Consider the following 18,788-nt stretch of genomic DNA (forward strand, 5'->3'; position numbering starts at 1 on the left):
TTTTCTGACAAATATTTCTCAAATAAACTTCGAGTCATTTCTACCATCAATCAATGAAAATAATTTCGATCGATCAACCAGTAAAAATCCACACAAGTTGTTCTTCATAAGCTCTTAATGATCTTCTTGCTGATTCGTCACCAGCAAGCTAGGTCGGCTATATTACACTGAATTTCTAAAGTGTCAATCCGTAATTCAAATTAATTTGAACTTAACCAACAAAACCCAATCTTAACACCTCGTGCTAAGTTACTGTTTTATCAGAAGTTTTAATCTTCATTACTGCCGATGGATGTGCATTCTACAGGATTTCACACCCAACACAACCCCTATTTCTAAATAATTCAGCAAAAAACCAACGACTGTTTATTTATTCTACAAAAAATGCAGGTTTTTCTATTTTTTGAGCATTAAAGGTACAGAATTTGATAAATGAGTTAAAAGTTTGTCGGTTTTATCTTGCTCTTGAAAGCGTAAAGGACGGCAATCAATGTATTCACAGTAGCCACCTTCCCCATTTTCGTTCTCTTCATTTATTTTGACCTGATAACTAAAACTTCCAACATAGCCCGCGGCCAAACCAAATTTGAAATCACCGCGACTTTGCCCTTGTACCCAAATACAGGTGCCATCTTTAGCTTCGTAACACCATTCAAATTCACGTGGCAAATACATATTTTGCCCATTCGGCGTAGTGACGCGCGGATAGACACGATGGACTTTAAAATACACTTTTTGGTCAAACATCTGAGTCTGCATCTTGTTTAAATCACGCAAATACATCCGAGACTGAACAATACTATTCACCCCATCCCGAATTTGCGCCAACAGTAGCTGCCGATTTCCACTCAGGTTAATAATTTGATAAGTCAGGAAGGCCAAAGGCAAATAAGGGAAATTGAAACTTCGTGCATATTCAAAACTTCCGAGGCTATCAATATTATATTTCTGTTGTTTATATTTTAATGTGCCCTGGCAATAGCACAGCAAAGACCAGTGCTCGGCAAGTGAAAACCGCACCTGGCTAAAATGAGAAATGAGCTGAGTGGTATGAATGCTTAAATCGAAACTGAGTTCCGAGTCAAAACGCTGCAAACGAAAATGAGGAAAGGTCCCACTCAGTTGCTCCCGATCTAAAAACTGAAATAAGCCAGCATCAAAGTTACAGTCCTGCTGTACTGAATAACGATGCAGCTGGCCGACCATATGCGAACTGGTGCTGCAAATCACTGTGGCGGTATCCAGTGCGTTGGTTTGAATTGCACTGGGATTGGCCAGCATCGGTGCATTCGGCTGCCCGATAATGCTGAGAAAATTTAGATAGTGCAGCGGCGCCGGAAGTCCGGGAATCATCAAACCTTGATGAATAATCTTATATTTTGAGTTGGGGCCATGATAGGCAGGATAATGCGAAACAGTTGGAGTCTGATTCAGCTGTTTCGAACGATCTAAAAAATCTTGAAGAAACCGCATCTCAGACTCCTTATATTTTTATAATCTACTCGATCTTTTTGCCATAAAGGTGGTCACAAAACCAGATAAGGCATAGAGAATAGAAATTACCAGAATGCCGACAGGAATATTATAAGTCATCGCAGCAAAGACAAATACGGCAATTGGTAATACAAAAAACGGAACGCGTTTACGCTCTACAGTCTTGAATGAATAATATTTGATATTAGAAATCATCAACAAGCCCACCGCAATAATGACAACGGCATTAATGATCTGAATGGATGCTTCACGAATATCAAAAATTTCAGGAAAATCTAAACCGACCCAGACCAGCGAAACAATCATGAGAGCCGCCAATGGACTGGCCACACCAATAAAATAACGCTTGTCTACCACGCCAATCTGTACGTTAAAGCGGGCCAGACGAAAAGCAGCACAGGCGGTATAGACAAAACAGGCGGCCAAACCAATCCGGCCTAAATCACTCAAACCCCAGCTATACATCAAGATCGCGGGAGCAACACCAAAAGCCAGCATATCGGAAAGCGAATCAAACTGTTCACCAAACGGACTTTGCGCACCAATCGCACGCGCCACACGCCCATCCAAACCATCCAACAAAGCCGCAATAAAAATTGCATAGATCGCTTGCTGGAAATTGCCATTCATGCTGGCAATAATGGAGTAAAAACCCGCTAACAACGCAGCGGTTGTAATCAGGTTCGGCCATAGATAGATGCCTCGACGCTTAACTTTCTGCCCTTCCTGGGTATGTTCCTCTTCTTCCACCTCAAAGGTGATGCCATCAAAAGGCAAGTCTTTTGAAGAGTCGCGTTCCGGTTTGCTTATATTTGTCATTCTTGTCGATCCTAGCTATGACCTGTGCTTTGAAAAAATTATTCGCCGACTAACCAGCGAACTGCAGCGTGACCACCATTTTCACTCATACGAAGATGTGGGAATAACCATTGTAGTGCTTCATCTGCATCTTCAGAGAATTTCCAAGGCGGATTAATCACCAGCAAACCACAACCATTCAAGCCGACTGGGGTGTCATCCGGCCATACACAGACTTCACACACCAGTTGACGGCGGATGCCGGTCTTGAACATTTTTTTCTCGAAGCGTTCAATCATGGCACGGTCTTTAATTGGATACCAAACAGCAAATACACCTGTCGGCCATTTCTTATAAGCGGCAACCAGTAATTCTACCAATTGTGGAAAATCTTTACGCTCAAGCTCATAAGGTGGATCGATCATCACCAGACCACGTTTTTCTTTCGGCGGAATCACCCCCAAAAGACCTTCATAAGCATCACGCTCATGCAAACCGGCACGCTTGTCAAAAATATTATGACGAAGCTGCTGAAACACATCACGCTGCATTTCAAAAATGGTCGCTTTATCAATCTCGCGCATGCCTTCTAGTGCAAACCAAGGTGAACCGGGATAAGCACCCTTACCAAAGTTTTCACGCATTTTCTCAACAACTTTCAAATATTGTTGTACGCCTTCAGGTGCGTTACGCTTGATCGAATCATCCAGTTTAACAAGACGATGAATACCGTTTAAGAACTCACCTGATTTTTGCGCTTCAGCAGTCGATAAATCATATTTACCCGCACCACCATGTGTATCTACATAGCGATAAGGTTTGTCTTTTGCATTCAGTCGAGTCAACAACTGAAGCAATAAAACGTGCTTCATGACATCGGCAAAGTTGCCTGCGTGGTAAGAGTGACGGTAATTCATGTTTCATTAATTCCTAATATCAACAGCTATTTTAACATGAAAAATAGTTTCGTTCAGGCACGATTCTTACACTAAAATAGCGAACCTGTTTTGCCACACTATCGAGAATTGAAAAAAATGGAAGCTGTTATCATCCCAGGGGATTGGAATGTTGATCAAATCTTAGATGATTTAGATCAACATGGCTTTAGTATTGTTGACGATGCTTATTCTAGTGAATATCAACATGCGGTAAGTCAGGAATGCTTAAGCCACTTAAACGAATTTCGTAATGCAGCCATTCAAAATGGCGTCGTCAGCAACATCCGTAGTGATCATATTCTTTGGTTACGACCTGAATTTCAAATTTCCCACCTACACACCCAAACCCTGCAACAGTTTTCTCAAGCTTTAAACCGCGCGTTTTATTTAGGCATTAAAGAAATCGAAGCACATTTTGCCTGCTATCACGCTGGCGAGTTTTATGCGCTGCATCGTGACAATCCTAAAGCTAAAAATGGCCGAATGATTTCCAGTGTGTATTATCTGCATGAACAATGGCAGGCAGATTGGGGGGGTGAATTGCGTCTGCAAGATAAAAATGGCCAGTGGCATATTATTCAGCCACAGCCGAACCGGATTGTACTGTTCCAGAGTGATTTGTTACATGAAGTTTTAATTTCCAAACAGCAACGTCTATCCATTACGGCCTGGTTAAGAAGCGATACAGCCCTAGTCTAATGCTCGCTCATGCTTTAAATTTATTTTTTTAACCTCATATAGGCATTATTGAGAAATGAGGATTGCGTTGATGCGATTAACAACCAAGCAGATTATTGAGCGACTGGGTGAAACTGACCAATTGTACTTAAAAGGCAATACGCCAGAATTAACGCTTGAACGTGCTGATCTTCGTTTACAGCTGGTGACTTTAAGTGAGCTGCGTCAGGAACAGCGACATTTCCTGCAAGAAGCGATTGTCTTACTTGAACAAGGCCGGGTGGAATTTGAAGAAATGCCGCTGCGCATGTATATCAATTTATCCTTGCATCTGGCCAAGGCTTATATGATGTTTTTTGAATTGACCAAAGAGCAGCATTTTGCCCTGATTACCCAGCAAATTCTTAAGCCGATGGCCAGTTATGAACATGGCGATATTTATTTTTTACTGGCCTATGCCAGTGCAAGTAAAAATGAGCCGGCCCTGACACGTCACTGGTTAGGTAAATACACCAAAACGGCTGAATGTGAACTGGAATTGTTGCAGCAGCATCATGCCTTTAGTGATTATCGTCAGCAGGAATGGTTTATCAAAATATTAAAAAGTAAAATGCATTAAGCTTAACAGCGTCAAAGAAAACGCCTCATTTGAGGCGTTTTCTTTTGAGCATCACTTTCATTTTTTAAGTAATACCAAGATATAACACAGTTAAGCAGGCTGACGTCTGTAGGCATCCATGTGTAATTGCTGGTTCAGCTCATCCACCCAGATTGCCCAATCATCATCCTGTACCAGATGACTAATCAATAATGAACGCTGGGATTTATTCCAGAATGGTGCCTCGTGCAAGGACAGGCCTGCTGGAAGTTGATGAGTCCGGATATACAACTCAATGGCAGCAGCGCTATTGGCCAGACCGAGTTGAGAAAATAACATTTCTAAGGATGGTTGGTTCTTCATGAGCATGTCGCCCTCCTTATATCAGATAAATTGTAATTATTTATAGATCTAACTTATAAGATAAGACAAAAAAAACCTAGTCATTTGACTAGGTTTGTTGTTTCTTTTTGTAGACTATAATTTAAACACCTTGCTTGTCACTTTCGACATGTAACAGCTGGTTCAGTTTGTCAATAATCACAATCCATTCATCATCTTGATGCCAGTGCTCGCGTAAGAATGCACTTTGGCCCTCACTCCAGAATTCGGCATCCGGTAAAGCGACTTCAGATGGCAACTGATGGGTATGGGTGAATTCATTAATTGCGGCTTCATCAGCAGGCAAACCCAATTGTTCAAATAATAATTCTAAAGTTGGCTGTTGTTCGAACATGATCCACTTGCTCCTGTTATATGCTCTAAACTAAAAATAAGACCTTTACCATCCCTAAAATAAGAACTGGCATAAATCCTTAAATACTCATTTATAAATCACATGATCCAGAACCTTGGGCTTCGCTATGTAATTGTTCATTCAGGACATCAACTAAAATTGCCCATTCATCATCTTTTTTCCACTGACCAATCAGGAAATCATGCTGGGATTTCGACCAGAACGGCGCCTTGTGCAAAGGCACGTCCATGCCAATTTGATGGGTCTTGATAAACTCATCAATCGCCTCGGGACTCGAGTCCAATCCAAGTTGCTGAAAAAACATTTCTAACGTTGGGTGTTGATCAAACATCTTCTTCACCTCGCCTTTTATTGGATTATTTATGTTTTTTAGCTTAGTCCAAGCCTAAGCAAGATTCAGTTGCTGCTGCATCACAGCATGTTATTTTTTGTTCATCAAAAAAATAGAGATATAAAAAAAGCACCCCGAATGGAGTGCTCTTTCAACTTAATCTAAACGATCAAATTATTTAAGCATGTCAGCAATCGCTGCGCGCTCTTCTTCAAGTTCGTTCAATGTAACATTGATACGCTCACGGCTGAACTCGTCGATTTCTAGACCTTGAACGATTTTGTATTCACCGTTCTCAGTCGTTACAGGGAAACCGAACATAACGCCTTCAGGAATACCGTAAGAACCGTCAGAAGGAATACCCATGGTTACCCATTCGCCATTTGTGCCAAGAGCCCAATCACGCATATGATCGATTGCAGCGTTTGCAGCAGAAGCAGCAGAAGACAAACCACGCGCTTCAATGATGGCAGCGCCACGCTTACCAACAGTCGGAAGGAATGTGTTTGCATTCCAATCTTGGTCGTTAATCATGTCTTTAACGCTTTCGCCATTAATTGTAGCGAAACGGTAGTCAGCATACATGGTTGGAGAGTGGTTGCCCCAAACTGTAAGATTTTTGATGTCTTTAACCGCTTTACCGGTTTTAGCAGCAATTTGAGATGCAGCACGGTTGTGGTCAAGACGTAACATTGCAGTGAAGTTTTTCGCTGGAAGATCTGGAGCAGATTTCATCGCGATATAAGCATTCGTGTTCGCAGGGTTACCTACAACAAGAACTTTAACGTCACGGCTCGCAACTTCGTTAAGTGCCTGGCCTTGACCGATAAAGATTTCGCCGTTCACTTTAAGCAGATCAGCACGTTCCATACCTGGACCACGTGGACGTGAACCAACTAATAGCGCGTAGTCAGCATCTTTGAATGCAACTTTAGGATCATCAGTACCGATCATGTCTTCTAGTAGCGGGAATGCACAATCTTGAAGCTCCATCATTACGCCTTTAAGCGCTTGCTGAGCTTTCTCAAAAGGAACTTCGAGCAATTGCAAAATCACTGGTTGATCTTTACCTAGCATTTCGCCGCTTGCGATACGGAATAATAGGCTGTAACCAATTTGACCTGCAGCGCCAGTAACGGCAACACGAACTGCTTGCTTCATCTAATTATCTCCAATTGAGGATATTCAACGCGATTAAATAGTTAGTATTTAATCTAATAATCGTAAACGCGAAAGATTGTACTCCAATCCTTTGCCGGATGCATATAAAAGAGGACGGATTTCATCTAAAGTCTGATAGGAAATATAAATTAAACCGGCAAAAAAGCTCAGTATGTTCCTTTTATTGTGACAGTTTTTGGGCATGTATTAATAATGTTGGCAGGACAGGATTTATAATTGCCATTTTTGTGATAACAGACTTTGATCGAGGTCAACACGCTGCTAGCTTGAGTAAGCTGGCAATTAAATCTCAAAGCATTGGCGGGTAATTGCGGATTAATTCTCACAAATTTCACGCGCAGCGCATCGACTGACATGGTGATATTTTCCTGTTCAGTCAGCTCTGCCGGCACTTTAAGCCGGTCTGCATAATTGATAATCGTCCGGAAATATTGGCTGGCATTCATCGGCACGCAGCCACCGATATTGCGCCACAAAATGGTCCGGGTATTTTCATCCGGCATGATTCTGGCCACCACCTTGGACTGAAGCGGTGAAAGTTTTGCAGAGCTATTGGTGGTACAGTTTTCTGACGTAGCCTGAGGATATAAGCCGGAAATATTCAAGGAATAACCTTCTAGACATTTTCGTTTCTTTGCATATTCAGGGTACAGGCTACACAAAGCCGGCACCATTTCTACATCCATAACATAGTCTGTCGGCATGGCGAATGCTGCCGGACTGCTGCCCAAGAATACAAGCGCTGCCCATTTCCCCCAAACTCGACGATCCTTCATTATTTTCATGAATAAATCACCATCCCCAATAATTTTAATTTTATTGTGTATTACGTAATGGTATCAGTTGCATACGCTTACCCACGGACTGTGCACCCTGTCCCAACAAGAGACCGTAATGTGTGGCATTGGTCATGACATGTTTCACATAATCCCGAGTTTCAAGTAAAGGAATACTTTCAGTATATTGATCTGCTGCCATGCCCTGAAATTCCGGCTGCCAACGGCGGGCACGGTTTGGTCCGGCATTATAGCCTGCGGTTGCCAAGACTGGGCTGTTGCTGAGCTGACGCTGAATGGTCGATAAATAAAAGGTGCCGTAACGAATATTGGTATTCATATCGGTCAAAGCTGCCGGATTATAAGCCTCACCCATTTGACGCGCCACCAGCTTGGCAGTATCTGGCATGATTTGCATCAGGCCACCGGCACCCACATGTGAGCGTGCCACGGTATTGAAACGGCTTTCCTGACGCATCAAGCCATAAGCCCAAGCCGGATCGATCCCGGCATTGCGGCTATGACTGACCACGTAGTTCTGGTGCGGCATTGGATAACGGTAATTGTAGTTATGTTTGTTCACGGTACGGTCAGCTGCATAAATGGCACGATCATGCCAGCCCATGTCCATGGCACGCTTTGCTGCGGCCAGCAACAGCTCATCATCTTTCTTCAGATAGGCCTGACGCACTGCCCAGTTCCATTCACGGTTAATGTAGTTATTCGGTGCACTGATATTACGTAGCGTGAACGCACGACGGAAATGAATATCCTGATTCAAACGTTGCATGGCCTGATTCGATGGCTGAATTGGATTGGGTGTGCTCGCAGTCAGCTGTCCCAACTTGTCGCGTGCCAGAAGATTGTGATAATCATCCCCGGCGGCCAATGTACGATAAATACTCTCTGCAGTTTTCTTTGAACTACGATCTGCACGCTGCTCACTCGCACGGGCCAGCCAATATTGCCAGCGATCTTCCTGTTTCTGATTGACGCTCATGGCATCAATCGCACGGATTAGGCTTTCCCACGCACTAAAACGGATGGCCTGACGCGCATAAATCTCAGCTTCTTCCGGACTAAATGGCAGACCATAACTGGCATCAAAGGCATTTAACACTTCCCGGTTAAAGTTGTTCTTCATGACTGTGGTTCCACCGACATACCCCACAGCTCGGTATAAGGCACGTTGTACTTGTACCGGTGTGCCTTCAGCAGTCCGTTTCACAATGGATAACGCCGAGTCCAGATCACTATCTGCCAGACGTCCCAGTGCATAAATCAGATAAGCATGTTCTGCCGCACTGTTTTTCGGTGCAGACCATAAATAATTGGTTGGATTGGCCTGAATCGAATTGAGTTGTGCTAAAGACAGATTCAGACCGATTCCTTGCGCAGTGGCAATAGCCTGACCTGACTGACCGGCACGCAATTGTACCCAAAGTCGCTGTTGGCGGTCTTCTGCCGTCATTAAAGGGCTAGAAAGCATCATTCGACCAAGTCCAGTACAAGAATCCGGTTGGCTATTGGTGGTTAGCCAGACCTCTTTAAACTCGGCATAAACCAGCTCATCACCGGCTTTGGCACGAACTTGTGCTACGGCACAGGCTTCAGCTGGATCAGCATTGGTCACATAAGGCAATACCGGTTGAGCCGTGGTGAAATCTGCCATTTTGACTTTTTCTTCGACATAGTCCGCTGCCAGCTTTTCAGCCATCGCAGATTGCGGGTAGCGCTGAGCAAAACTGACAATTTGGCTGGCAGGTTGCAAGGCAAGATTCTGGTTTAAAATCCAGTATTCCGGATAATAGCCTAAAGCATCATTCTGCATGGACAGGCGATATTGTTGTAATAATTCAGTATTACCTGCATTGGCCGCACGTAAGGCATCGTTAAATTGCTCTTCAGCTGCATATGTACTTGCTGAACAGATACACGCCACACTTAACGTAATTAATTTATAATATTTATACATATTTTCAGTGTGTTTCAACATCCCTTTGCCTTCTCTCATCGATTCTGTGCCTAGCCTATGTTGCTTATCATAAGAGCTTTGTTGAAATATTATAAGCAACTGTATTGTTCAGTTATGTAACCTTATGATTAAGCAATATTAATCTACAGACAATTCTTACCCATAAATCAATATTTTTCCACGTTTAATTTAAGCTATAAGTTTAAGCGACTTTCCTGCTAAAATATGCGCCTTCCCATATTTCAGTCCGTGAATTGAATTGTTATTCACCTGTTTGATGCGTCAATCAGGCTGTTCGTTCACTCTTTCAACGTATTACCTTGTAGGAGCCTACATGACGGTTCAAACCTTCATTCCGAATGGTGCCCCAGCTGCCTCAGAAAACACTGTTACCCAGCCAGCGCACACCCCTGTCCATGAGATTGCAGTAAAAAAACTGTATATCGAAACGCAAGGGTGTCAGATGAATGAGTACGACAGTCACCGTATGGCAGACCTGTTAGGCGATTCTCATGGCTATGTGCTGACCAACGATCCTAAAGATGCCGATATTCTGCTGATGAATACCTGCTCGATCCGTGAAAAAGCCCAAGAAAAAGTGTTTTCCGAGCTGGGGCGCTGGCGCAAACTGAAAGACAAGAATCCGGATCTGATTATCGGGGTTGGCGGCTGTGTGGCGTCTCAGGAAGGCGACAACATCCAGAAACGTGCCAATTATGTCGACATGATTTTTGGCCCGCAAACCCTGCACCGCTTGCCACAAATGCTGGATCAGCATTTTGACCAGATCGAAAAACCGAAAAAAGAAAAAATCAAACTGGTAGATATCTCCTTCCCGGATATCGAAAAATTCGACTTTCTGCCTGAACCGCGTGTTGAGGGCTATAAAGCCTTTGTTTCGATCATGGAAGGCTGTTCAAAATATTGTTCATTCTGCGTGGTGCCTTATACCCGTGGTGAAGAAGTGTCTCGCCCACTGGATGATGTACTGGCTGAAATTGCGGGTCTGGCAGAAAAAGGCGTGCGTGAAATTTCCCTGTTGGGTCAAAACGTCAATGGCTATCGTGGTGAAACCTTTGAAGGCAATATCTGTACTTTTGCCGATCTGTTGCGTTTAGTCGCGGATATTCCGGGCATTGGCCGGATTCGTTATACCACTTCGCATCCACTCGAATTTAATGATGACCTGATCCAGTGTTATCGTGACCTGCCACAAATGGTTTCGCATCTGCATTTGCCGGTACAAAGTGGCTCGAATGATGTGCTTCAGGCCATGAAACGTAACCATACCATCGATGTCTATATCGAGAAGATTAAAAAGTTACGCTCAGTTCGTCCCGATATGCATTTATCTTCAGACTTTATCATTGGCTTCCCGGGTGAAACCGATGAGAACTTTGCAGAGACCTATCAGTTTATTCAGGATCTGGATTTCGATCATTCTTATAGTTTTATCTATTCAAAACGTCCGGGTACGCCTGCCGCAGAACTGGAAGATACCATTCCGGAAGATGTCAAAAAAGAACGTCTGGCCAAAGTTCAGCAATGGATTAAACGCTCGAGTATTGACAAAACGGATGCCATGCTCGGTAGCATCCAGCGGGTACTGATCGAGAAAGTCTCTGATAAAGATCCGAATATTCTGGTGGGTACGGCGGACAACACCCGTTATGTCAACTTTATTGGTGATCCTGCCTGGGTAGGTCGCTTTGCCGAGATCGAAGTGACCGAAATTAAAACTTTGAATTTAGTTTATGGTGAACTCTTGAATCTTGAGCCTGACGTGGCGTAATGTAGAGCATATAACGTACACTTCATAAGGAATACTCTTTGACTGCAGCGATTCGACGTACAGTAGCTTTTCCTGGGATTTCAATGGACCGTATCCAAGCGATGTTAGGTGCTTATAACGGTCATTTGAAGCAAATTGAACAACGTTTAGATGTCAAAATCTCCCATCGCGGAGAGAGTTTTATTGTGGATGGTGGAATCGATGCCGTTGAAAGAGCCGAAATGCTCTTGCAACGTCTACACGAAGAATCTGAACAGAGCCAGCAGATCAGCGCAGATACCCTGCACCTAATGATTCAGGGCAGTCAGACTGACCGTGAACTCCAGCAAGATCTAGAAGACCAAGAACATACCGGCCTGGACAATGTCTGGTTACAAACCCGTAAAGGCCGGATCAATCCGCGTGGTGCCAACCAGAAACGTTATGTACAGCGTATTCTGCAAAGTGATATTTCTTTTGGTATAGGTCCTGCCGGAACCGGTAAAACCTATCTGGCTGTCGCTGCTGCTGTGGACATGCTGGAACGCAATGAAATCCAGCGCATTTTACTGGTGCGTCCTGCGGTCGAAGCCGGTGAAAAACTGGGTTTCTTGCCAGGGGATTTAAGCCAGAAAATCGATCCTTATTTGCGTCCATTGTATGATGCTTTGTATGAAATGCTCGGCTTTGAAAAAGTGGCCAAGCTGATTGAACGTCAAGTGATTGAGGTGGCGCCACTCGCTTATATGCGTGGCCGTACCTTGAATCATTCTTTCGTCATTCTGGATGAGGCACAGAACACCACCCCAGAACAGATGAAAATGTTCCTGACCCGTTTAGGTTTTGGTTCACGAGCGGTCATTACTGGTGACGTGACGCAGGTGGATTTACCGCGCGGCCAACAGTCTGGTCTTTCACATGCCCTGCGTGTGATTGATAAAATCCCTGAAATTCATATCACCCGTTTTCATTCGCGTGATGTGGTTCGTCATCAACTGGTACAGAAAATTGTTGAAGCCTATGAAGGCTGGGACAGTGATCAGCAGCGTTTAAGTGCAGAAGCACGTGCCGAACGTAAAGCACGTCAGGACGCCTTGATCGCTGAAAATAATGCTGCCGCAGATGCACAGCATTAAGCTTTCAATTTAAGGATTTGTGTTGAAACTTAGTCTTTCCTTACAGCAGGATTTTCAGTCACCTGAACTGGTACTAAAACGTGCCTCTATTAAAAAAGTAGTCGAAACCACTTTAGGTCATATCGGTACGCAAAGTAATTGCGAAATCGGAATTGCCTGTGTCGATCATGATGAAAGTCATAAACTGAATCTGGAATATCGCGGCAAAGACAAATCGACCAATGTCCTGTCTTTTCCGAGCGATCTTCCAGATGAAATGGCGCAATTTCTGGATGCCTTTCCCATTGGCGATCTGGTGATCTGTATTCCTGTGGTACTTGCTGAAGCGCTTGAGCAGCAAAAAGCGCCGTTGACGCATTTCACCCATATGCTGGTGCATGGCACCTTGCATTTAATGGGTTATGATCATGAAACATCAGATGAAGATGCGGAAGAAATGGAAGGCATTGAAATTGAAATTCTGGCCAAGCTGGGTTTTGAAAATCCTTATCTGGAACGAGATTAAGATTTAAAAGAAAATGAAGGAAGCGAGCTGAGGCTCGCTTTTTTAATGCTTTATATTCGCTCTTCCTCTAGGAGATGAGAATCCTCAGAATATATTCTGAGTTCGCAAGGGAGAGGTTCTAATACCTGTTAAAACCCCTCTCTAACTCTCTCCCAAAGGGAGAGAGAACTAGAATGAATTAACGTACTTCGAACTCTGCTTCAGCCGGATCAAAACGCCAGGTTCGGATAATCCGCAATTCAGAAATTTCCTTCATTTTGGCATCAAACGCACCAAATGGCGCCGCTTTACGTACAGAAGATTTCGCAGCCTCATCCAGCATGGCATGTCCTGAACTGTCAATTAATCGGATGGCACGAATCCCTCCATTCTGATTCAGGATCACCATCAGACGAACTTCACCTGCCAGATTCTGCTGCTTGGCAGCTTCCGGATAATACTGATTGCCATAAAACTCTACTTTCTGACGGAACTTTTCCAGATAGGCTGCGGAGACATCCTGCTTGGATTGAATACCATCCACAGTTTTAATTTTTTGCTGACGACTAAAATTTTGCTGACGCTGTAAATATTGCGCTTCCAGACTGGCCACCATGGCTGCTTTGGCCTGAAACTGGCTTTGTAACTGCTCCTGCATTTTTTTACGCTGATTTTCTTCTGCCTGTTTTTGCCAGCTCAAGGTGGTCATCAGCACTTTTTCTTCAAAACTGAGTTCCTGTTTCTGTTGCAGCAGATCCGGACTTTCTTGTTGTTCTTCCCCTGCCTTCTGCTCTAACAAAGGAGATGGCATATCACTCGACATCCGATGCGCTTCTCGAAACTTGCCAGACCCTTGCTGGTCTGTCTGGGCCAGAAAATCAGCGTGTTCAATTTTTTCATCTGTTTGTCGCAAGCTGACTGCAATTTCTTTGGTGCTGGTCTCCCGATCTTGCGGCATACCAAATTCCAGTGTCAATACGATCAAATGCAGAATGCCTGCGGTGAGCACGGCACTGCTAAACACTGGATCTTTCCACCAGGTTCTGACCAGAGGCATTAATATCATTGTTTATCACATTACCCAAACTCAGTCCTGAGTTCAGTTCCCCAAAAAAGTATTTTAAAGATTAAAAACAAACAAATTGGGCATTTCTATTTTAAAAATGCCAAATCCATCAAATCTTCAACGTTACATAACTAAAACTATAAAAATGGTGCTATTTATTTTGCTAAACTTCAAGCTTGAATACTTGTATTTTTCATACAATTCGACAAGATACACTTCGAGTCAAAAATAAAGTTGCTAGGATGCTTCAATATGCAAACGCTAATTTCCAATATTTCCAACCGAATCCGCCAAGTGTATCAGAGAGCGGAAGGATTTATTGAGGATGAGCGTGAATTCCCTTTATCGCAAGTCTTCTTAAATGCAACTTTTCAACGCTTTGTCACCGACAATGTCGATGCACTGAAAGACTTACACGCAGACCTGCATGAAGACTGGCTGCGTCTCTACGCGACACTAGACTATAAAGGCCTGAATATCACTTTGTCGGTAGACTTGAAGCTGGTTCAGATGGAACTGAATAAGACCACCCAGCTGATTGTATTCGAGCAAATCAGTGATACACAGCTTATTGACGCCAAATATCCAAATCTGTTGTATAAGCTTGGGGTGCGTTTTGCCCTGTTCTTCTATCAACGCATCTTGAACAAAGATCCATTGGGCATGATTCTGGAAAAACTTGGCGTTATTAAAGTCATTGATGACTTGCTGTATCTGGACTTGAACCGCTGGTTAGGCAAAAACCGTTCGATTATTGATACTCTAGGTAAAGTTCATGTGAATCATGCAGTGCTTCGCGAAGCTGAACTGGTGGTGATTGGTAATGTGAATCTGGCAGCCCTGTTTAGGAAACTTTCTCAAGACAGAGAGGAAAATTGGGATGAAGACGAAATGGACGATAACCTGGTGACCCCGATCAAACAGAAAGATCCGTCTTGAATACTATTCAATCTCGTTTTTTGAACTTTTGTTGAAAAAAACTACATGAAAGATACATTTTTGCTAGAAATATCCCTTAAATTTCCATATTTTGCCTAAAGAATAAAAGCTACAACAAGTAAGATATTTTGCCCGTTTAACCAATATAGGAAAATGACTAATGGTGAAGACTGTATTTAAGACTTTAGCGATGACCACAGGTCTAAGCGGTGCAATACTGTTGACTGGTATTTCTAGCCAGGCTTTTGCCATGACGCCTTTCCAAGCCAATTATCAATTTAGCTATAATGGCAAGAATATGGGTTCTGCCACCCGTACTCTGAGTAAATCCGGCAATAACTGGACTTACGTCTTTGCTGCAAAAGCCGGTGGTATTGCTTCAGCAACTGAAACCAGCCGTTTCACCTTTAATAACGGCAAGATTGGCTCCAGCAGTTTCAGTCGTAGCAGTAAAATCCTGGTACATAACAACACCATGAGTATTAACTTTAATCCTTCCAGCAAAACCATCAATACCAGAAAAGATGATGAAAAGCGTTCTTTTGCCTGGAGAGCCGATGTTCTGGATGAACTGAATGCGGAATTACAAATTCGTGAAGATCTAAAAAATGGTGGCTTAAAATCGAATTATTATCTTGCTGATGCTAAAGAGGTCGAAGGCCGTAAGTTTGTTCGACAAGGTTCAGAAACGGTCAGTACCAAATATGGTTCTTTTAATACCATCAAGGTGGTGATGAAGCATAGCAAGCCGGGTCGTGAAACCATCTTCTGGCTGGCACCGAAACTTGACTATCTGCCAGTCAAAGTTTCGCATGTAGACAAGAAAACCTCTTATGGTTTGCTATTAACTGACTATAAAGGTGCAAGCAACTAAGATTTTGGCGAATTTCACTTGATTTTTTCCGGGTGCTTTTTACAATACGCTTTTGCTTGAAAAAGCACCTGCTCTTGAGGATTCTCCCGTGCATGCACTAGAACAGAAAATCTTGGCCGAAGGCATCGTTCTCTCTGAAGAAGTTTTGAAAGTGGATTCTTTCTTAAACCACCAGATTGACCCAGTCATGATGCAATTAATTGGTCAAGAATTTGCGCGTCTGTTTAAGGATGCTGGTATCACCAAAATTATTACGATTGAAGCATCAGGTATTGCACCTGCAGTGATGGCAGGTTTAGAACTTGGTGTACCTGTCATCTTTGCACGTAAATACCAGTCTTTGACCCTGAAAGATGATTTATACCGCTCTAAAGTGTTTTCATTTACCAAACAGACTGAAAGCACCATCGCAATTTCAAATAAACACATCAGCTCAACCGACAAGGTTTTAGTGATTGATGACTTCCTGGCGAATGGTCAGGCGGCGCTGGGTCTGGCCGATCTGATTCATCAGGCAAACGCAGAAGTGGTCGGTATTGGTATTGTGATTGAAAAATCATTCCAGCCTGGTCGCGACTTGCTGCTTGAAAAAGGCTACCGTGTGGAGTCACTGGCACGCGTAAAATCTTTGGCAAATGGCACAGTTGAATTTGTTCGCGACTAAGCTCGACAATCAATTTTAAAAGAGCGCTTATGCGCTCTTTTTTATTTTGTCTATCTGATGAAATAAATTAAAAATATTCAAAGCTCGACTCTAGTTCAATCTAATGTGTTATTCATGATTCCTGACTTGATCCTAGATGAATGGCTTACTTTTAAATTCGAAGTGATTAAACCTCTAAAATAGATCGTGTCATAAAATAAATAATTTTTCTATCCGATGAATAAACAACCAGTTATAGCAATTTTATTATAAGATAAAGAGGTCTAACTATCTGCAAATAATTAGACCTCTGTTCACCTTGAACAAGAGTTTATTTAACCGTCACAGTAATACTGCCGCTATTTACAGCACCGATAGCGGTAGTTGTGATGCTATTGTTAATAGCAGTTTGAGTTCCTTCTGCAATCGCATTGACAGAGGCATCAATGGTACCCGCATTATAGGCAATGTTCGCTACACTATAATTGCTTAAAGTTTCATTGATCTGCTCACTATAGTTGGTAGACAGTGATGAACTTACAACTTCCGATAGATCTGAACTATCCGCAACCTCGGATAACTCTTCTAAGGTTTCAGAATTATTCGTTGCACTGGTGACTTGACTGAAATCATAGTCATATGTTTCATCTGATACGTCTGATATCACCTGATTGAAGCTGCCTTGCTCAATCGTGATACTACCTGTGTTCGCTGCACCAATTGCAGTAGTTTCAATTGTCCCTTCAATTGAACTAATCGCATCTGGTACTTCTCTTACTGCTCCTGCAAGTGCTTCTAAATCAACGCTTGCATCAACATCACCTGTATTCACTGCCAGATTCAGCGCAGAACCATTTTCAACCTGCTGAGAAATAGAATCCAGAGTAGCTTGTAAACCGGTATCTACTTCCACATTGGTTTCTTGAGCATATGCCATCCCCGCACTAGACAGAAAGGCGACGGATAATGCGACTGTTTTGATCGTGTTTTTCATCATTGTTCTTCCTACTGTTATTTTGAAGTACCTCTCGCTAAGTACTTCTTCTGACAATGGGAGCGAGCCCATTTTCAAATCTTTTAATCACGTTGAATATTTGACCAGTAATTCTCCACTACCTCTGGATTGGCATCCCATAAACTGGATGACTTCTCCTCAGCTTGTTCTTTGTTGGCTTGTTCTTGAACATCTTTTTTGTCATTTATTTTGCTTGTCGGAGATGGGCGCTTAGTCTTACTAATATATTTAATCAGTTCCTGTTTGCTCATTTCAGGCTCGGCTTCAGGATTCTGAATCACCTCAGATTCTTTCTGCTTAGGCGGCTTGGTATCTTTGCTGGGTGAATTGGTCGACTTGTTTTTTTCATTGAATGAATCTGCCTGACGTGAGGCCGATTCCTGAACAGGGTTGCTGGAATCGGTACTGATTTGTTGCTGATTTTTCTTATATTTATGCAAGGCAACAGAACTGCGAGTGAGATCTAAGCGACCAAATTCAGGTGGAATTTCCGCACGGCAACTTGCAAACACTGCCGGTGGCACGACCTGACTGAGTAATTCAAAAGTGGCCAGGTTCAACATTTGGCGTAAGGCAAAATTAGTCGCCTCTCGTTCTCCCTTGCCAATTTGAATATTTAACAGTGTACGACCCGCGAACCTGCCTGCACTCAGACCATAATCCTGTGCAGCAATCTGCTTTTGCAAAGAAACATTACCCACCACTTTACTACTGCGGGTATCGGTCAGAGATAAATCCAAACCGACCATAATACGGGTTTGACTGTAATTCGGGCCGACTCCGGCAATTTGCATGTCAAAACCCCCGCCCGGAATAAAATCCAGACTGTTAATACTGCCGGTGACATAATAATCGGAGGCCTGAATTTGCCTTGGATCACGAATCCCCCACTTGGCTTCACTTTCGATAATCCGGGGATCACGTCGGTTCATTAAACTGACGCCTGCCTGAAACAAGGCAGACTGCACCATATCTCCCGCACCCTGGGTCACCATTTTGCCACTTCCGCCATTGGTGACTACATCTTTACCGGTTTGATCCAGAATCGCGCCAACAGAAAAACTCACATCACTACGTAGTTGCCCTTTGAGGCAGGAGAGCGCCATATCAAAAGGGGTAAAAATATCGGTAATGGGTGGTCCTTGCACCAGACTAACTGCTTTCTTGTTTGAGGGAGCTAAACCTGTACAACCTGTTAGAAACGAGCGGCTTTGTTGTATAAAGGTTTGAAAGGCTGAACTCCTCTAAGTAATCCAAATTTAAGAGACAACTTGGGTATGCGGGCGACCTAATTCTGTGAATTTATTCAAAACCGCTACGCGTGCGTGGATCT

At 43.2% G+C, this 18,788-nt stretch carries 20 protein-coding genes; 8 read left to right on the top strand and 12 right to left on the bottom strand.

The window, feature by feature from the left end; translation table 11 throughout:
- Positions 1-396: 396 nt before the first annotated feature.
- The 3 genes from FTU44_RS14100 to FTU44_RS14110 are packed head-to-tail and all read right to left on the bottom strand — an operon-like array spanning position 397 to position 3,209.
- Positions 397-1,473 (bottom strand): DUF6670 family protein, encoded by a 1,077-nt coding sequence (locus FTU44_RS14100; protein WP_180051205.1) that lies wholly within the window; start codon positions 1,471-1,473, stop codon positions 397-399.
- Positions 1,474-1,491: 18 nt separating this feature from the next.
- On the bottom strand, positions 1,492-2,313 hold the full coding sequence (gene pssA, locus FTU44_RS14105) for a CDP-diacylglycerol--serine O-phosphatidyltransferase (RefSeq protein WP_005094042.1): 822 nt from the start codon (positions 2,311-2,313) through the stop codon (positions 1,492-1,494).
- A 38-nt stretch (positions 2,314-2,351) separates the two neighbouring features.
- Positions 2,352-3,209: a 23S rRNA (adenine(2030)-N(6))-methyltransferase RlmJ gene (locus FTU44_RS14110; RefSeq protein WP_005094045.1), complete on the bottom strand. Its 858-nt coding sequence runs from the start codon at positions 3,207-3,209 to the stop codon at positions 2,352-2,354.
- Between the two features lie 117 nt (positions 3,210-3,326).
- Here FTU44_RS14110 and FTU44_RS14115 point away from each other — a divergent pair, with 117 nt between their 5' ends.
- Together FTU44_RS14115 and FTU44_RS14120 are read left to right on the top strand one after the other, a co-directional pair.
- Positions 3,327-3,929, top strand: a complete 603-nt coding sequence (locus FTU44_RS14115; protein ID WP_100355119.1) for a 2OG-Fe(II) oxygenase — start codon at positions 3,327-3,329, stop codon at positions 3,927-3,929.
- Positions 3,930-3,999: 70 nt separating this feature from the next.
- The gene (locus tag FTU44_RS14120) at positions 4,000-4,527 is read left to right on the top strand and encodes a hypothetical protein (protein WP_100355120.1); all 528 of its coding nucleotides are present in this window, start codon (positions 4,000-4,002) and stop codon (positions 4,525-4,527) included.
- 90 nt (positions 4,528-4,617) lie between these two features.
- Here FTU44_RS14120 and FTU44_RS14125 read toward each other — a convergent pair whose 3' ends face one another.
- The 6 genes from FTU44_RS14125 to FTU44_RS14150 all read right to left on the bottom strand — a co-directional run bounded on the left by FTU44_RS14125 (position 4,618) and on the right by FTU44_RS14150 (position 9,527).
- Positions 4,618-4,875, bottom strand: coding sequence for a DUF2789 family protein (locus FTU44_RS14125; RefSeq protein WP_005094049.1), 258 nt, complete (start codon positions 4,873-4,875; stop codon positions 4,618-4,620).
- A gap of 115 nt (positions 4,876-4,990) precedes the next feature.
- Positions 4,991-5,245 (bottom strand): DUF2789 family protein, encoded by a 255-nt coding sequence (locus FTU44_RS14130; RefSeq protein ID WP_035337452.1) that lies wholly within the window; start codon positions 5,243-5,245, stop codon positions 4,991-4,993.
- A gap of 88 nt (positions 5,246-5,333) precedes the next feature.
- Entirely contained in the window at positions 5,334-5,594 is a 261-nt protein-coding gene (locus tag FTU44_RS14135) for a DUF2789 family protein (protein WP_005094053.1), read from the bottom strand.
- A gap of 174 nt (positions 5,595-5,768) precedes the next feature.
- Positions 5,769-6,755 (bottom strand): malate dehydrogenase, encoded by a 987-nt coding sequence (locus FTU44_RS14140; protein ID WP_005168672.1) that lies wholly within the window; start codon positions 6,753-6,755, stop codon positions 5,769-5,771.
- Between the two features lie 167 nt (positions 6,756-6,922).
- The gene (locus FTU44_RS14145; protein WP_074383563.1) at positions 6,923-7,561 is read right to left on the bottom strand and encodes a ribonuclease I; all 639 of its coding nucleotides are present in this window, start codon (positions 7,559-7,561) and stop codon (positions 6,923-6,925) included.
- A 31-nt stretch (positions 7,562-7,592) separates the two neighbouring features.
- Positions 7,593-9,527: a lytic transglycosylase domain-containing protein gene (locus FTU44_RS14150; protein ID WP_171294234.1), complete on the bottom strand. Its 1,935-nt coding sequence runs from the start codon at positions 9,525-9,527 to the stop codon at positions 7,593-7,595.
- Positions 9,528-9,861: 334 nt separating this feature from the next.
- Here FTU44_RS14150 and miaB point away from each other — a divergent pair, with 334 nt between their 5' ends.
- The 3 genes from miaB to ybeY are packed head-to-tail and all read left to right on the top strand — an operon-like array spanning position 9,862 to position 12,939.
- A complete protein-coding gene (gene miaB, locus FTU44_RS14155; protein ID WP_159138917.1) occupies positions 9,862-11,319 on the top strand; it encodes a tRNA (N6-isopentenyl adenosine(37)-C2)-methylthiotransferase MiaB in 1,458 nt (485 codons plus the stop codon).
- Positions 11,320-11,357: 38 nt separating this feature from the next.
- Positions 11,358-12,434: a PhoH family protein gene (locus FTU44_RS14160; RefSeq protein WP_005094064.1), complete on the top strand. Its 1,077-nt coding sequence runs from the start codon at positions 11,358-11,360 to the stop codon at positions 12,432-12,434.
- A gap of 22 nt (positions 12,435-12,456) precedes the next feature.
- On the top strand, positions 12,457-12,939 hold the full coding sequence (gene ybeY / locus FTU44_RS14165) for an rRNA maturation RNase YbeY (RefSeq protein ID WP_005094076.1): 483 nt from the start codon (positions 12,457-12,459) through the stop codon (positions 12,937-12,939).
- 178 nt (positions 12,940-13,117) lie between these two features.
- Here ybeY and FTU44_RS14170 read toward each other — a convergent pair whose 3' ends face one another.
- Positions 13,118-13,975, bottom strand: coding sequence for an energy transducer TonB (locus tag FTU44_RS14170; RefSeq protein WP_005094077.1), 858 nt, complete (start codon positions 13,973-13,975; stop codon positions 13,118-13,120).
- A gap of 261 nt (positions 13,976-14,236) precedes the next feature.
- On the opposite strand from FTU44_RS14170, the gene FTU44_RS14175 reads away from it, so the two are divergent.
- From FTU44_RS14175 to FTU44_RS14185, 3 genes are all read left to right on the top strand, one after another.
- A complete protein-coding gene (locus tag FTU44_RS14175; RefSeq protein WP_005094079.1) occupies positions 14,237-14,923 on the top strand; it encodes a hypothetical protein in 687 nt (228 codons plus the stop codon).
- A gap of 190 nt (positions 14,924-15,113) precedes the next feature.
- Positions 15,114-15,797 (top strand): DUF3108 domain-containing protein, encoded by a 684-nt coding sequence (locus tag FTU44_RS14180; RefSeq protein ID WP_370982144.1) that lies wholly within the window; start codon positions 15,114-15,116, stop codon positions 15,795-15,797.
- A gap of 88 nt (positions 15,798-15,885) precedes the next feature.
- Positions 15,886-16,461, top strand: a complete 576-nt coding sequence (locus FTU44_RS14185; RefSeq protein ID WP_005094083.1) for a xanthine phosphoribosyltransferase — start codon at positions 15,886-15,888, stop codon at positions 16,459-16,461.
- A 310-nt stretch (positions 16,462-16,771) separates the two neighbouring features.
- Here FTU44_RS14185 and FTU44_RS14190 read toward each other — a convergent pair whose 3' ends face one another.
- Together FTU44_RS14190 and FTU44_RS14195 are read right to left on the bottom strand one after the other, a co-directional pair.
- Entirely contained in the window at positions 16,772-17,434 is a 663-nt protein-coding gene (locus FTU44_RS14190; protein WP_034608358.1) for a hypothetical protein, read from the bottom strand.
- Between the two features lie 83 nt (positions 17,435-17,517).
- Positions 17,518-18,675 carry a CsgG/HfaB family protein gene (locus FTU44_RS14195; RefSeq protein ID WP_180051208.1) on the bottom strand — a complete coding sequence of 386 codons (1,158 nt, stop codon included), beginning with the start codon at positions 18,673-18,675 and terminating at the stop codon, positions 17,518-17,520.
- Between the last annotated feature and the right edge of the window lie 113 nt (positions 18,676-18,788).

It is taken from the genome of Acinetobacter sp. YH12105, from assembly GCF_013419095.1.
Taxonomy (GTDB): domain Bacteria; phylum Pseudomonadota; class Gammaproteobacteria; order Pseudomonadales; family Moraxellaceae; genus Acinetobacter; species Acinetobacter pseudolwoffii.

Excerpts from the sequence above, each read along its gene's own strand:
- FTU44_RS14100 (WP_180051205.1), bottom strand. The coding sequence starts at position 1,473 with ATGCGGTTTCTTCAAGATTTTTTAGATCGTTCGAAACAGCTGAATCAG.
- pssA (WP_005094042.1), bottom strand. The coding sequence starts at position 2,313 with ATGACAAATATAAGCAAACCGGAACGCGACTCTTCAAAAGACTTGCCT.
- FTU44_RS14110 (WP_005094045.1), bottom strand. The coding sequence starts at position 3,209 with ATGAATTACCGTCACTCTTACCACGCAGGCAACTTTGCCGATGTCATG.
- FTU44_RS14115 (WP_100355119.1), top strand. The coding sequence starts at position 3,327 with ATGGAAGCTGTTATCATCCCAGGGGATTGGAATGTTGATCAAATCTTA.
- FTU44_RS14120 (WP_100355120.1), top strand. The coding sequence starts at position 4,000 with ATGCGATTAACAACCAAGCAGATTATTGAGCGACTGGGTGAAACTGAC.
- FTU44_RS14125 (WP_005094049.1), bottom strand. The coding sequence starts at position 4,875 with ATGCTCATGAAGAACCAACCATCCTTAGAAATGTTATTTTCTCAACTC.
- FTU44_RS14135 (WP_005094053.1), bottom strand. The coding sequence starts at position 5,594 with ATGTTTGATCAACACCCAACGTTAGAAATGTTTTTTCAGCAACTTGGA.
- FTU44_RS14140 (WP_005168672.1), bottom strand. The coding sequence starts at position 6,755 with ATGAAGCAAGCAGTTCGTGTTGCCGTTACTGGCGCTGCAGGTCAAATT.
- FTU44_RS14145 (WP_074383563.1), bottom strand. The coding sequence starts at position 7,561 with ATGAAAATAATGAAGGATCGTCGAGTTTGGGGGAAATGGGCAGCGCTT.
- FTU44_RS14150 (WP_171294234.1), bottom strand. The coding sequence starts at position 9,527 with ATGTATAAATATTATAAATTAATTACGTTAAGTGTGGCGTGTATCTGT.
- miaB (WP_159138917.1), top strand. The coding sequence starts at position 9,862 with ATGACGGTTCAAACCTTCATTCCGAATGGTGCCCCAGCTGCCTCAGAA.
- FTU44_RS14170 (WP_005094077.1), bottom strand. The coding sequence starts at position 13,975 with ATGCCTCTGGTCAGAACCTGGTGGAAAGATCCAGTGTTTAGCAGTGCC.
- FTU44_RS14175 (WP_005094079.1), top strand. The coding sequence starts at position 14,237 with ATGCAAACGCTAATTTCCAATATTTCCAACCGAATCCGCCAAGTGTAT.
- FTU44_RS14180 (WP_370982144.1), top strand. The coding sequence starts at position 15,114 with ATGACCACAGGTCTAAGCGGTGCAATACTGTTGACTGGTATTTCTAGC.
- FTU44_RS14190 (WP_034608358.1), bottom strand. The coding sequence starts at position 17,434 with ATGAAAAACACGATCAAAACAGTCGCATTATCCGTCGCCTTTCTGTCT.